Raw genomic sequence first — 14,690 nt, 5'->3', positions numbered from 1 at the left:
GGACTGGCTACAATAAGGCGTAGTCAATTTTAGAATGGGATGGATGGACTCATGACATCTATGATATTCAAAGGAGAAAAAGAAATGATCTCATATTTGAAACGCTGGTTGACGATTGTGGCAGGGGTTTTCTTACTAGTGGCATTAGGACCTCAGATGGTTACGGCAGAAGAACGTACTTTACCGTTAAATGGTGCGGTACATGGAGAACTGACAGCCGAACAGAATAGACAAACTTACACGTTGCAGGTAACAGAAACGGGCAACGTGACAATTGATTTTACAACAATGGTAGACGATACAGTGAACATCGTATTCCAAGATGGGATGAACAACCCCATCTATAATACATGGATTAGTGGAAGTGCCTCTTCACCAGGAAGGAAAGTAATGTCTTGGGATCTTGAGGCAGGTGAGTATCAATTTATCGTTTACGATGATTCTTATCGGACAAATCAAGGGAAATTCACCATCAAGACTTCGTTCACATCAGTCAAAACAGATGACATCGAACCGAACAATGGAACCGCTGAAGCACAACCGTTGAAATTCGGACAGACAACGAAAGGATTCCTTTCCGTACAAGACGAGGTGGACGTCTATGAAGTCAAACTGACGAAAGCAGGACGATTACATCTCAATTTATCGACATATGTAGATGACACGTTACGCGTGTCCCTCACGGATGACATGAATCAGCAAGCATTCTACGAATCGATTTCGGGATCGAAGAAAAATCCAGGCAAGTTTGTTCGTTATATTGATTTAGAGGCGGGTACTTATCATATCTCCATTCAAGATGGTGGACCCTACAGTACGGATACAGGGATGTACCAACTCAAATCAGCGTTCGTTCCTGCATTAAATCAAGAGGCCGAACCAAATAACGGATCGGTTGAAGCAAAATTATTCCCGTTTTATCAATCGCGTACCGGATTTTTGTCATGGAACGACTCCGTCGATGTGTATAAAATTGTGATTCCAAAGACCAGCAAAGTCGGAATTGATTTCACATCTTATGTTGATGAAAAAGCGATTCTTACGCTTTACGATGTAGATAATATTAAAGTGATTGAGGACTATGTCTATGGTTCTACAAAGGCACCGGGACGAGCTAAAAAATCCGTGACGCTCACACGTGGTACGTACTATCTCTCTATTAGTGATGGTCCGTGGCAGAGTGAAACGGGGAAGTACTTGCTAAAAGTCACATCAAGTCATCTGCTTCCGGTTGTGACAGTAAACTCTGTAACAGCCCGTTCCACAATAGTAAGTGGCAAAACTGAGAAGGGTGCCACCGTCACGATGACGATTGGTAAGAAGTCCTATAAGCGTACAGCCGATGCGAAAGGGAACTATTCATTCTCCATCAGCAAGCAAAAGGCTGGGACGAGCATCAAGATCTCTAGCAAAAATAAGTATGGGACATCTGTGAAGTCGGTGAAGGTATCGAAATGAGTACATGTGTGTCGAATTACTTGATGCATCAATAGGTAAAGTGAATTGTGAACGAGTGTAGATGAAGAGAGGGTTCGGCATCATGTCGGATCCTCTTTTTTGAAAGAAGAATGATTTGTTCTCAAATTCATGAGCTGGGTAATTGAAAGATGGTAAAAACGTAAACCAAAAGAATGGATGTGGGGAATATGAAACGATGGTTACGCATAACTGGACTGATAGTCTTGTTTAGTCTCTTCTCGTTTTCAACAGCAAAGGCAGCCCTCGTCATCGAACCGGTAAGTTCGATCGACGTGAGTCGCCCAACGAACTATATCGTAGGAAACGAGCAAATGTATATTGGTGGGAAAGAGGGATATCGGGCATATCGTTTGTCGGACGGGACCCTGAATCTTGATGTAAAAGGACAAGCTACTGATGTGTTAGATGTTAGTGATGATGAACAGTGGGTCATTACTAAACAATCATCTGGCCTCGTGACATACGATAGCGAGGGAATTGAACATCATACGTTAGATGAAGCAAAATGGGGACACATGACGATATCCTTTAAAGATGAGACCGTACAAGCCCGCTTTTTGCCGAAATCCTCGGTCGTCGTCATCTTAACGGAGTCATCAGGTCTCGTTTGGTATGATGTTGCTACCGATCAAGTGAAAAAGCAAACCTTTATTGTTCGAGATGGGCGCTCTGCCCCATCGTCTCAGACGCTTCGTGTGTCAAAACAACTCATCGCTGTAGGGGAGAAGAGGATGATGTCGTTATACACTCATGAAGGGAAAATGACCTCCTCGTTCGACATGGAAGAATCGATCGAATCGTTCGATGTGACGGACGACAATATTGTTGTGATGATAAGAGCGGATGGCAGTTTATATGAATATAACCCGAGCACAGAGAGAGGGACTTTACGAGAAATCGGAGTCCATGGAGAAATCATGGTCAGTTCGTCCGGAACGTTTTTCTCGAACGAAACATCTCTCTATGACTTTAAGACGGGCAAGCGAGTCTATTCATCGATTCAACCGGGGCGTGTCGTCTTCACACCAGATTCGACGCGGTTTGTTTCGATTGGGGAACGCATTGAACTCTATGCTACGTCTTCACTCAACCAACGCATTCGTTCCATTGCAGTCAATCCAGAGTTGAAAATAATCGAATCCGACACGAAGGTCCGACCGAGTCTGATTGTAATTCGAGCGGACGGTAAGAAAGAGACGATCACGGAAGGGGTGACGTGGACGACGACTTCGAAGGAACGGTTAGCGATTGAGAACGGTCTTTTTGTCGGGAAACAATCAGGGCCAGTTGTAGTGAACGCAACCTATGAAGATCACACTGCCTCACTTTATATAAAAGTCGTACGGGCCCCTCAACTAACAGATCTTGAATGGTTGAAAGAACAGAAGAAAGCACTCGATCAAAACGGAACGTTTGAAGGCGCGGATTATCGTATCGGAGATTTATATGCAAAAGTAAGAGGAACTGCTGGCAAACTTTTGTTAGACAAAAAGGTAGCGACACGAGGAAAGTTCCAAGGAAGTTGGATATATGCTGCGACGAACCGTTCAAAGCGTGTGAATGAGATTGTCTTCTCATTTTGGAACTACAAGCGCCCAAACATTACTGAACGGGGCGTACAACGTGCTTTCGGGAAACCGATTCAAACATGGACCAAGAAATCTAAGACATTTGAAACAATTAACGGAAGTAAATCGTGGGAGAAACGCTCTGTGGGAAAAATTACGGCATATCGCACGAAACAAAAACATACGGTCTGGATGTATTATGACACGAGTGGAAAGTTACGCATGTTCCGTCTGTTTGAAAAAGTACCGAAATGAGGTTTAAAGGTAACGAAACGTATTTTAAAAAATGGTTCGAATCATCTTTCTTTTTAAGAAGGATGATTTTTTGATGATTTGTCAGTTCATGTCGAACGATTCCTTTTCAATTTTAAATTTCTAATTGACTTGAATAACATATGTTTACTACAACAAAAGAACTAAGTTGATACTATCAAGATGATAGACAAGATTCACATGAAATGACTAAAGATGAAAGTGAGGTCGAGAGATTTGAAACGGTTCGTGACACAGTTTTCTCTTTTTGCCATTCTATTCATGTTATTGGGCACATGCTTACCTACCACAGCAGCCGCGGCAAGTTTAACGGTTTCTCCGAAGAGTGTGGCGTTACAGGTCGGTCAATCGAAAACGGTACAGGCGAAAGCGAGTGGCGTGAAAAAACCGGTGTATGTATGGAAATCTTCGAACGCGAAAGTAGCAACTGTGAAAAATGGGAAAATTACAGCGAAGGCCGTCGGGAAAGTGACAATCACGGTCACTGTCCAAAAGACGAAGTTGAAGTCGACCGTAAGTGTGACGGTGAAACCGAAAAAACTAAACGCACAAGAAGCGTTTAAGTTAGTCAATCCATCGGTTGCGACAATTGAGATGTACGATGCTTCCGATCGACTTACCTCGACAGGGAGTGGATTCGTGACGAAGAAAGGGGAGGTCATCACGAATTTCCACGTCGTCTCAGGTGAAGCGAATCGATACGCTCGCATTCGATTCGCAAACGGCACCGAGGTTGAGACGCTTAAGTTAAAACGCTTTGATGACGCACTAGATTTGGCAGTCTTAGACGTTCCTTCCCTTCAATCTATTCCGATATTGTCGACGGCAAAAGCGGGAAGTACAGGATCAACCGTGTATGCCCTCGGGAGCCCGAAAGGTGTGGACAATACGATCACACAAGGGATTCTCAGTAATCGTGAAGTCTTCTTTGGCGGCCAACCTTATCTTCAATTCAATGCCAGTGTGACTCATGGCAATTCAGGTGGTCCTCTCATTAACGAGTACGGGCAGGTCATCGGAGTCGTCACGTGGGGGCTTCCTGACTCACAAAACATGAACTATGCGGTACCAATTCAAGAGCTAGGCAATTTGAAATATGGACGCGATACGATTGCAAATGTACAACTGCCGACCGAACCAGGATATGAGTTACCCGTCGTATCAGGCAAAGGTGACACACGAGAACAGGAATTGAATGATGCGTTTGCGGATGCAGATGTGATCTCTTATGCCTCGGGTGATTTAATTGGTTCTGTTTATGATTTAGAAGATGTCGATACATTCGTCTTCCGGACCGATAAACGAATGACGCTATCCGTGTTTGGAGGATGGATGAACAATCGGCAAGGTGAATACTGGGCGTTCGGTCTATTTGACGCGAACGGTGATGCGATTCGTTACAGTGAAGAGTTCTCGAATGAAGGACGCTATTATGGAACGTTGGACCTCGTCATTCCTGCCGGCGAGTACTACTTGGCCTCGTTCCCATTGTCCGGTTTGGCAGATTCGGAGTATTACAATCAGTCCTATCGAATAAGTTATGAATTGAAATAACATATCTTTGTAGTGGGATGAGGAGTATCGGGAGTATTTCGAAAAATCAATATAAAATAGTCGCAAGAGCTATGTGTATTTGTTTTGGGACGAATGCACATGGCTTTTTGGTGTTGTCGGGAGTCATAAAAAGTATACAGAAATGGACTAATAAATGGTCACTTATCATTCTGTTTTATTATCTATCAATTAGCATAAAAAAATCATACTTGTAGCCATCTCAGTAAAAGGTAATTAAGAAGTTAGATTTGTCTTGAAACATTTCCATAAAAAAGAAAAAATATCATCTTTGATTGTTAGATTATGTATTAAAATGAAACGAGTAATGAAGGATGAGGAGTGAGAGAATGGCGCGTAAAACAAGAAGTGATTGTACGGTAGGTACTTTTGAGAAGAAGCACGGTCTTCCTCCGGGAACAATTCGGAATCCAGATGGAAGAGACACGCGAAGCGATAAGAAAATCGGAACGATTCGTAAAGAGTCTGAACGAAAATAATTTCTACATCGAGCAAGGAAGCACGTACATGATGAGCGGGTCTCTCAGTGGTTTTGAGGACGCGCTTTTTGAAGTTATACATGGAATTGAATCAGTGTTTGGATAGAGCGACACTATTCGAGATTCAATATAAGGAGACGATGAGATGGACCACCTGATTGATTTTAAACAAGAATTCACGATGCAGACGATGCTGCATGAACTGCACGAGTTGATCGCGAAAGCGAATCGACTAAACCTCGACACGACGACGATTGAAGGCGTGTATAAGGATTTAAACGTCTTAAACCTATTCTCTAACCGTCATATCGTCAGTGTCGCTGGCTTGCAGAGTGCTGGCAAAACGCTCGTTGTGAAGCGGACGCTCGATTTACCGGATGACCTCTTGTTATCAGAAGTCGGAGTCGGAGAAAAACGTCCTGTCCTTCTTTCGTCTGACGCGACTGCGACAACGATTGCTTATCGAGTGACCCGCACTGTCAAGACAGCTTCGGGAAGCTTTGAATTGCAGGATGAACCCATCACGAAAGAAGAACTCAATACCGGTATTCAAAATCCAAGCGGCGATATGCTTTGGTTCGAGATCATTTTACCGAACAATCGTGTGCTCGGTCATTTGACGCTCGCTTTATTACCGGGGTTCGAACGGAGCACTCGCTCGGATTCACAAAAGTTCCTCGATCTTTTCCTCAAATGCTCGACGGGAATGATTCTGGTCTTAAACCATGCTCGACTCGCTCAGATGGATCAAGAGATGCTACTACAGAAAGTCGCTTCGACATATAAAGACAAGGCACCTGGCTTCGTCCTCACGCATGCGAGCGAATTGACAGAAGAGAAAAGAACGATGATTTCACAAACCCTATTCCAAAAGTTCAGTATGGCAGACGAGTCACAAATCATTTTAGCCGATACGGACATCGATAACGTCCCTCAAGAAATGGAACGATTGCTCAAATCGAACAGCCAATTCACTCAAGACTCACTCCAACTCCATCACGAGAAACTCATGATGATTGGTGAGACGTTAACACGTGAACTCATGAAACTTGAGCATGTGCTCATCGCACAATCGGACCGAAAGAATGATCAGCGCGAGTTGCGGACGATGCAACGTTTATTTGATGCGGCTCGTGATAAATATATTCAAGAGTTAGACGAAACGTTAAAAGTACGTTTAGAGGTACATGTAAAACGCTGTATCGATGAAGTGACGGAAACTATTAGACAAGAAAATCATACGTTATGGGACAAAGCACGAGCTTCTTTCAAAAAAGATATGACGTTCAATGAGCGGCACGAGTTGCTTGAATCCATCCAACATGTCTATACGACTGAAAATCCACGTGTATTGGACATTTTGATGATGGAGTCGATTGAGACAATGACAAGGAAACGTCTTAGCCTCCATAAGCCGCATGTGTCTCAGAAGAAGCAAATTGAGCAGGCGGTGCCAAAACCGGCTCTCAGCTTTATGGAGCCGAAACCAAATGAACTCGTGCCGAACCAGCCTGAACTCGAAATCGCAGCCACGGACACGATGCAGGAAGCGTTTAGTGAGACATTGACGGAGGTGGATCGTTATTTAGATCCGACTGTTCTTGATGTCTCACTTGGGGGACAACATACCCAACAACTCCCAGTGATTGCTGGAGCGATTGTACAGCATCTGATCTTGACGAAAGGAAAAGAGGGGGATGCGGACCTTGTTGTTGGTGGGATCGAAGAATATGAGACACTCAAAGCTAAAATCGGAAACATGGAAGGATTTCATCAAGAGTATTCAGGACTCGTGCTTGATGCCAACCGCATGGTGACCGGAACGGCTATCTTTTTCGGTGTCGATGCACTCGATGGGAACTTCAACAGTTTTGGAGCTATTGTAGGGGCTCTTGAGGCGTTAGGTGTGGCAGCCGGAGTGGCAACAGGCGTTGCGGCAGCTGGTGTCAGTGGCGTGGTTGGTCTACTTGCCATTAAGCGAGGTTCGGAAAAGATTGAAAAATTCAAGTTCGAGCGTCATGACTATGCGACACAAGTGCTAAAGGCGACAGCTGATTATCAACGCGAGTCGACGATTGCGCTCGTCAATAACGTTATGGATGAGATGCGTGACAAATTAGTGCATGCCTACTATGCCCGTCGGCAGGACGATGTGAATTCTGGTTTGTATGAAGAAGTTGAAGTACGCGTGAATCGCTTGAAGAATGAGTGTGGCAAACTCCGGGAAGAGGCGTTCCGCAATGCGGGAGCTATTTATTGAATTTGAAAAGAATCGGTATGAGTGGGCATTTGACGCCAAGCATGATTTTATGAGCCGATTTCAACTATATGATGCTGAAGGTGTGACGCCGGACCAAGAGAAAGTCGTCCTATCGGTATATGGACCGACACAGGTCGGTAAAACGACACTCATCTTGAACTTACTTAGGGTGAAAGAAGAGGCGATTGAAGAGATCTCGTCATTTTTACGAGGGAAACGAGAGATTGGTCAATCTGCGACGGTAACTGTGACGAGTTACAGTGTATCTGCCACAGAAGATTACGTTCTTACCTTGCCGAATCAAGAACCCGAAGTGATTCAGTCGACAGACATCTTAGAAGATCGATTATCCACACTTCGAGTCGATGTCGAGGCGGGACGAATTGATTCACTCGCTCCTGTGCGCATCGCCTTGCCGAAGTCTTACTTTGAACAAGCAGACGTTGCCATCGAATTGCTTGACCTGCCTGGGATTGAGTCAGCGGAGGAACGTGAACTTCGTCACGTCGAACGTTGTGTCAATCATTGGATTCCTCGATCGCATATCTGTCTCATCGTTAATGGTGCAGGTGACCTGACGTTCCTTCGGGACATCGGCATGACGCACTTGCAGCATTGGTATGACTATCCGGATAATTTTTATGTCGTCTTGACTCGTGCGTACTCTCCGGAATCGGTCAAACGACGATTGCGGGACAAGTCCATTTCAAACGAGACAGACCTCCGTGCCTACTATCATCGTGAAATTGGCGACATCCTCGGTCGAACGCCCGGGACAGTGTATCCGGTTGAGATTGGGGCGAGCATGCATCGGCTTGAGCCGGACACGCGTGAGATGGCCCAGTCGATTTTGAATGAGTTACGAGAGCGGATTGAACAGACTGATTATCGGCATGTGTCCTTTAGTTTTTTGACAGGTTACTATGCAGAAGTGGTGCGTCAGAGCGATGAAGAGATTCGCCATATCACAGAAGATTTAGACGTGGCAGAACGGGAACTCGTTCGATTGAAGGAACGAATGCAGAAGTTAGAGGAAGAGGGAAAAAAGCGGATTGAGGATTTTGGAAGCCAAGAAATACAGTTGGCTGAAAAGATTGATGTCTTCAAAAAGGCGTTCGAACAAATTCATCATCGTGAAATCCAAGAAGCCATGATTGAAACGGAGTTAATACATGCAAAGTATGCCAAATCAAAAATGGCGTTGAATACTGCGTTCTCTCGAGCAATCACAGTACTAGATCAGTCATTGACTAAAGGCGTACAAACCATGAATCGATTACTAGATACAATTTATTTCGAACTCGATCGAGTTGACTCATCTCGATTGCACGTGTCACATCCGGGGGAGATTCAATTTTTTTCATGGGATAGCTCGAAAGTAGACCGTTATTTGTCCCAAAAGAACTATGAGACGCAGATGAATTCGATGAAAAAACACCTCCTCGAAGAGTCAACGCGACTGAGTGAGTTAGTGTATCACGAAGTGAAACATATCTACGATCAATTGCAGGATATATCCGAAACGTTTTCGAATGATCAAGTGCGCTTGGTTATTCGTTTCACGCATGAGATGGATTTGCTTAAGGCTGAACTAAATGAAGCTGAGCACAGCGTGATCCAACTACATGAACGATTGACGAAGACGAAAGAACGTTGGCAAGAAGACATAAACCACGCACAACAATACCGAAGTTTCTTCATTGAGCACTTCGTGAAACGTCAGCAAGCGTTATTGCGACAAGCAACGTCCGACAATACCGAAGAACGTTACAGCGCTGGACTTTATTTATACACGCTCGGACAAGATGCCGAGGAAATTATACAAGCACTGGGGTGTCCGAATGGAAACGAAACAAGCCACGACAGTGGAAGACGCGCTTTATGAGCAAGCATTGTCGTCCCTGCGACAATTGAATCAAGAGGTATTCTTAAACGATCTCGATACGAAGTTAAAACAAACCATCCTGATGATCCAACAAGAAGTAGATGATTTAAAAGCAAAACTTGAAGAGGATCAACTCTATCTTTCTTCGACTATCCAAAATTTGAAGCAGGTCGTTCATTCAGATAGCACAAATTCGGTTGAACGGGTCGAGCAGCTAGATGAGCAGGTGCGGTCGTATTTTCGTGACTTCTATGGTCATTTCACGACAGAGATCGAGCAGTTGAAAAGTGCGTCGGCATCTTCGGTTTCCTCAACCGAACAGCTAGTTGCAAAGCATATGAGCAATGCTGAGAGTCGGATGCATGATTTACAAGTACAGCAAAAGGCGACAATGGAATATGTCGATGTACGTTTCGAAAAGCTAGGACAAGTATATGATAGCTGGCTTCTCGCACTAAATGAAATGAAAGACGATTTTGCCAAACAGGCGAAGACGTTCCATGCGGCGAACGAGGCGCAACAACTTCATTTTCAAACTGGACAGGAAGAACTATCCCAGCGAGCCAGTGAACTGGACGCAACGATGCATCGATTAGAACAGCGACAGAATGAGTTACGTGAAACGACGAAACAAGAGTTCCTCCAAGCTGTTGCCGATAGTAATGCGTCACGCCTTACTTGGGAGGAAGCAATCGCAGAAGAGATGACCGCACGAGGAGCTAGTGAAGCGGCGATGCGGAAACAGTTGCTCGATGACGTGAACGCAACTGCTGAAGCTGCGATCATCCAGCTGAGAGAAGAGAATGAGGCACTTGCCAAGCAGAATGAAGCCCGATTCAAGCAGAATCGATGGATTTTGATTGGGTTGGGTGTATTGGGTGCAGCTCAAATTGTATTACAGGTGATATAAAAAACTCGATATCGAATTGAATGTGGGACATTTCACAGTACGAGATTGGAGTGTCCTCTTTCAGTGTATCGAAAATTCAGAAAGAGGTAGATTAAGATTAAGTTTTTTAAAAGTGAATTAAATAGATTCATTGCTCTGGCGGTAATCGGGGGTTTCTTATTTTGGATTTCAGCGTTTCCTATAAAACTTGGAATTATCGTTTCTTACAGTATGTTGATTCTAGTAATCTATTTAGTGTTGGAGTTGTTTGTTTTTTATAGAAAATTAAATATCATAACAATTGTTGGAATGATTGTTTTGATTGTGTCATTTGGTACCTTCTTAATGGGGTGGTGGGGTCTACCATCAAACAACGTGAACTCTGACAACGGTGTAATTGATTCTAAAATTATTTTTATTGTCTCCATATTGTCCATCATGATTGTGATTGGAGATTTACTGGCGACCTACTTATCCCATAAAAAATGGATCAGTCGTTTCACCACTATTTTTTGGTCTCTTGTTGGGATACTTTTGTTTATGCTCCTCATCGTGGATTCATCTTTGATAGAAGAACGTTTTAGTCAGGTGAACACTGACTTTCTATCCATTGTTGCGCTTGGCACCTCACTACTTACCATTGGAGTTAAAAGTCAGTTGCTTGAAGAATGATGTGAATGTTTGTCATACAAAATGATGAAGGTGTCTTTACTGTGGAATTACAGGAATCATTTTAAAACATATATGACAAAAGGAGCTCTTTTTGGAGCTCCTTTTGTCATGCGACTTGGTTCTTCTGTTTCTGAGAAAGGCGTTTCTTTATGATTGAACGTCCAAGCTGAATCCCTGGTCGCTCGATAACCTGATACGTGACGGATGCAATCACGCCAGAGACGACGAGCGTCACGAGGAACGTCAACATCCATAACGTCGTCACGCTATATTGCTGGGTCCACGTCTCGTTGAAGAGATGATTGACCCAATCGAGGACGAAAAAGTGGACGAGGTACAGGCTGAAGCTGATATGCCCGATGTACTGCATCACCGGATGATTGAGGATACGTCCCCGAATACCGGATAAGCCGAGAGCCAATAGACAAAAGGCGAGACCGAACAGCGCATGTTTCGGAAACGCGCTATAGACATCATACGGAGTAATTCCGAGTATGATTAGTAACGCAATTGAGCCGAACGTCATCGCATAGTGCGTTCGCACGGACCACGATTGGTCGCGCCACACGAGATACAACGTGACCCCCATCAAGAAGATCGGCAGCTGGTTCGGGAACCAATAAAAGGCGAAACTCTTCACGTCCATGAATGGCGGACTCTGTTCGGTCAGGAGGTGCAGGACGATGCTGAGTACGAGCGTCGATGTTGTCCACACAATCCCTTGACGCGCTGTCTTGATCCATTTGAACAGGAACGGCACACATGCATAAAATAAAAATTCGTTCGAGATTGACCAACCGCCCGGCACGAGACTGAATAACCACTCGGGATGCAGGACGTTCGTGAACGTCAACGTCGAGACCAAGAGGGAAAGTGTCACGTCTGGATAAGCCGTCGAAACCCCGATGAATTGATTGATTAGATCAAAACTCAAGTAGAAGAGCAGTGCGGCGTAGAACATCGGTGCGATCCGGAAGAAGCGCTTCGTGTAGAAGTCCTGAAGCGGAATCTGGCGCGATACCGTATAGCGCTCCAATGAATAGAACAACGTGAAGGCGCTGACGATAAAAAAGAGTTGGACGCCGCGCGACCCTTGTATCCCGATATGGTATAACCAATCGGGCAATTGTTGAAGGGACCGTGTCGAGTGCGTCAACACGACCCCGAGGATGGCATAACCGCGAAGGGCATCTAAAAAACTGAGCTTCTGCAACTGATGTAATCTCCTCTATATATTCCTATTTTTCTTTTCGTCAAACAATCTATCACGCTGTTGACGGTGTGTCTATTTGATTCAGACACTTGTGTTGAAACTGTAAAATATAGTTCTCGTTAAATCGGCACGCGAATTTGTCTCGTCTCTTTATTCGAGAGCGTATAAGTCACGATGTAGCTCGAACCGGACACTTTCACACTGGCCGACCGAATCGTCGTCTTCGACTGGTCGAGTCGTATGAGCGTGAGGTAGCGCACGTCTTTCCCGGTATTATACGAGATGACTTGTGGACGCGGCTTCCATTCGTAATCCTCGACGGCGACGAAACTCGTGCTGTTGCGCATCGATGAATTTTTAAGGTTTAGCTGCATGAGCTGAATCGTTCGCCCGTTCGTATCACCGTAGACGACGTTCTGGGTCGCCATCGAACTCTGAAGGAGATTCAGACCTTCGGCGAGATGGAACCGCTGCACGAACTTCGTGGTTGCGGGTGAACTGATCCGGTCGTAGACGATGAGTGTCTGTTCTCTGTCGTAGACGAGCGTCCGTCGATGCGTCGCTCCGTTCCCGATGAGCTGGCTCTCCCCAATCGTAAGAAGGGTCGAACCGAGATTTTGTACGGTCTTGATGTTGCTCTTCCCACGCATCGTGGAGCGGAGGTCGAGATTCGCCCCGTCACGGTGGACGGTATTGTGGGCATCGACACCGAAGACGCGCTGACGTTCGGGGCGATTCGTATAGCCGTAGCGCCCCGTCTCGATGATGAAGTCGCGGCCGAGGCCGTACAGATCGATGCTCAAGTCATCGGCATGTTTGTGGGCACTGCTATGATAACCTGCTGTCATCATCACCTGGGTCGCCTGATTGAACGCGCGAGGTGGAGATGCCCAGTATTCGCGCATGAAGCTGTATTGGTTGCTGATCCATTTCGCCGTGACCGGTGGACGTGTCCCTTCCTTCCCTTGGGTGAGGGCGAAGACGAGCTCGGGGAAATCCTCGATATGCGGAATGATCGAGGTGTTCCGTCTGACACCGGACGTGTCTCCAAAGGTCGGGAGTGTCCCGTTCGGTTTGATCATATACGTCAGTTGCTTCGGCATCTGTTCGACCCGTGTCATGCTCGAAGGGAGTGAGAAACGGTTCGCTTCTGCCCAGATGAGGAAGCGGTCGAGCACGTGATACATATAGGACTGATAGCCGGGTGAATGCTCGAGGTGGACGGCGTCCGACGTGATGCTGTGCCGGATCTGTTTATCGAGGCGGCTATCTGCGAGCGTCTTCCACGTTCTGCTCCGGTCGAACTGTGGGAACGTCTGCGCGATGGCGGTGAGCGCCATGTCTTGGAAGATCCCATGATTGTGATCATTTTTATAGAAGCTGGACGTCGCGAGTAACGTGCCATGGTCGTGGAGCGTCCGCAACATCAGACCGGTGAACGCCGTATCTTTATAGAGTGAAGAAGATTTATAGGCATCCCAAAAATTCAAGAGATGGAACGTCCGAATCGACGTGCCGTGGTCGTTATATGGCCAACGGTACTGTTTGTAGTTCGCAATCGGATGGGCTTTCGTCCAACTTTTAACGACCCGTACCCCGTACTTCAAATAAGCGGTATTGCCGGTCTCGTTATACGCCTGGGTCAATTGATTGAGCACCGTCAAATAATGAATTTGGAACGGATAGGAATTGCTCGACGAGCTCGGGATGTCCCTGTGCCAGTTAAACGTATCGACGTTCGGGACGGACAATTGATATGGTTTGGACGGGATCGACCAATCCCCACGAATCGCACGGTTGGCGTAGTCGACGGCGCGCGCAGGTGTCAATTTTTCATATTCATATGGCGCGTGAAGTGGCATCTGTTTCATATACTCATGCGCGAGTCGTGCCGTTCCACTCGACTTCAAATTCGAAGGGGTGAGTGGGTCACCGAGTAAGAGCTTGGCCTGACTTTTCTTTATGTAGATCTTTTTCGTATGACTCAGTGCGATGTAGTACCAGCCGGACGTACTGACGGCTGTGTAGCGTTTTGTTGTCGAATACGCTGCCACTTTCGTCAATCGACCGTTCTTCATTTCATAGACGGTCGCATTTGGGATGGAGCGGATATCGAAAGGGTTCGTCGCAGCCTGGACGGAGTCTGTCGGGGTCATGCCCCAAGCCCCTACTAAGACGAGGACGAGTAATATTCGTTTCATGCATACACCTCAATAAATTTGGATTTACTTCTTTTTCAAAGTATACCATGAGGTGCGTTTATTCCCTTAATTTTCTATATCATCTTTATTTTAAATGGAGGTAGGTTCAATTTGATTTTGTCCCGACAATTAATGAAGGATTACGACGGATGCATGTCGAGTCCTCATTTGGAAAAATATGATAAAGTGAGGTGAATCG

The 14,690-nt window shown here is 45.6% G+C and carries 10 protein-coding genes; 8 read left to right on the top strand and 2 right to left on the bottom strand.

The window, feature by feature from the left end; all coding sequences use genetic code 11:
• Positions 1-84: 84 nt before the first annotated feature.
• From ACFO4U_RS08020 to ACFO4U_RS07985, 8 genes are all read left to right on the top strand, one after another.
• The gene (locus ACFO4U_RS08020) at positions 85-1,458 is read left to right on the top strand and encodes an Ig-like domain-containing protein (protein ID WP_215243690.1); all 1,374 of its coding nucleotides are present in this window, start codon (positions 85-87) and stop codon (positions 1,456-1,458) included.
• A 188-nt stretch (positions 1,459-1,646) separates the two neighbouring features.
• Positions 1,647-3,302, top strand: coding sequence for a hypothetical protein (locus ACFO4U_RS08015; RefSeq protein ID WP_215243691.1), 1,656 nt, complete (start codon positions 1,647-1,649; stop codon positions 3,300-3,302).
• Positions 3,303-3,536: 234 nt separating this feature from the next.
• Positions 3,537-4,874, top strand: coding sequence for a trypsin-like peptidase domain-containing protein (locus ACFO4U_RS08010; protein WP_215243692.1), 1,338 nt, complete (start codon positions 3,537-3,539; stop codon positions 4,872-4,874).
• Positions 4,875-5,221: 347 nt separating this feature from the next.
• The gene (locus ACFO4U_RS08005; RefSeq protein WP_167365507.1) at positions 5,222-5,371 is read left to right on the top strand and encodes a hypothetical protein; all 150 of its coding nucleotides are present in this window, start codon (positions 5,222-5,224) and stop codon (positions 5,369-5,371) included.
• Positions 5,372-5,516: 145 nt separating this feature from the next.
• On the top strand, positions 5,517-7,631 hold the full coding sequence (locus ACFO4U_RS08000) for a hypothetical protein (protein ID WP_215243693.1): 2,115 nt from the start codon (positions 5,517-5,519) through the stop codon (positions 7,629-7,631).
• Positions 7,612-9,516 carry a hypothetical protein gene (locus ACFO4U_RS07995; protein WP_215243694.1) on the top strand — a complete coding sequence of 635 codons (1,905 nt, stop codon included), beginning with the start codon at positions 7,612-7,614 and terminating at the stop codon, positions 9,514-9,516. The genes ACFO4U_RS08000 and ACFO4U_RS07995 overlap by 20 nt, the downstream gene beginning before the upstream one ends.
• Positions 9,473-10,426, top strand: a complete 954-nt coding sequence (locus ACFO4U_RS07990) for an SH3 domain-containing protein (protein ID WP_215243695.1) — start codon at positions 9,473-9,475, stop codon at positions 10,424-10,426. Before ACFO4U_RS07995 ends, ACFO4U_RS07990 begins: the two co-directional genes overlap by 44 nt.
• A 234-nt stretch (positions 10,427-10,660) precedes the next feature.
• Complete coding sequence (locus tag ACFO4U_RS07985; RefSeq protein WP_215243696.1) at positions 10,661-11,077, top strand: M48 family metalloprotease; 417 nt, start codon at positions 10,661-10,663, stop codon at positions 11,075-11,077.
• Between the two features lie 106 nt (positions 11,078-11,183).
• Here the strand turns inward: ACFO4U_RS07985 and ACFO4U_RS07980 are convergent, their stop codons facing one another.
• Positions 11,184-12,290, bottom strand: a complete 1,107-nt coding sequence (locus ACFO4U_RS07980) for an acyltransferase family protein (protein ID WP_215243697.1) — start codon at positions 12,288-12,290, stop codon at positions 11,184-11,186.
• A 119-nt stretch (positions 12,291-12,409) separates the two neighbouring features.
• Entirely contained in the window at positions 12,410-14,491 is a 2,082-nt protein-coding gene (locus ACFO4U_RS07975) for an alginate lyase family protein (RefSeq protein WP_215243698.1), read from the bottom strand.
• Positions 14,492-14,690 lie beyond the last annotated feature (199 nt).

Origin of the sequence: Exiguobacterium profundum (assembly GCF_042652865.1) — a bacterium.
GTDB classification, from domain to species: Bacteria; Bacillota; Bacilli; order Exiguobacteriales; family Exiguobacteriaceae; genus Exiguobacterium; species Exiguobacterium profundum.
This window is presented reverse-complemented; position numbering and strand designations above follow the sequence as displayed.

Bases quoted from the DNA above. Each gene is read 5' to 3' on its own strand.
- ACFO4U_RS08000 (WP_215243693.1), top strand. From the start codon at position 5,517: ATGGACCACCTGATTGATTTTAAACAAGAATTCACGATGCAGACGATG.
- ACFO4U_RS07975 (WP_215243698.1), bottom strand. From the start codon at position 14,491: ATGAAACGAATATTACTCGTCCTCGTCTTAGTAGGGGCTTGGGGCATG.
- ACFO4U_RS07990 (WP_215243695.1), top strand. From the start codon at position 9,473: ATGGAAACGAAACAAGCCACGACAGTGGAAGACGCGCTTTATGAGCAA.
- ACFO4U_RS08015 (WP_215243691.1), top strand. From the start codon at position 1,647: ATGAAACGATGGTTACGCATAACTGGACTGATAGTCTTGTTTAGTCTC.
- ACFO4U_RS07995 (WP_215243694.1), top strand. From the start codon at position 7,612: ATGCGGGAGCTATTTATTGAATTTGAAAAGAATCGGTATGAGTGGGCA.
- ACFO4U_RS08005 (WP_167365507.1), top strand. From the start codon at position 5,222: ATGGCGCGTAAAACAAGAAGTGATTGTACGGTAGGTACTTTTGAGAAG.
- ACFO4U_RS08020 (WP_215243690.1), top strand. From the start codon at position 85: ATGATCTCATATTTGAAACGCTGGTTGACGATTGTGGCAGGGGTTTTC.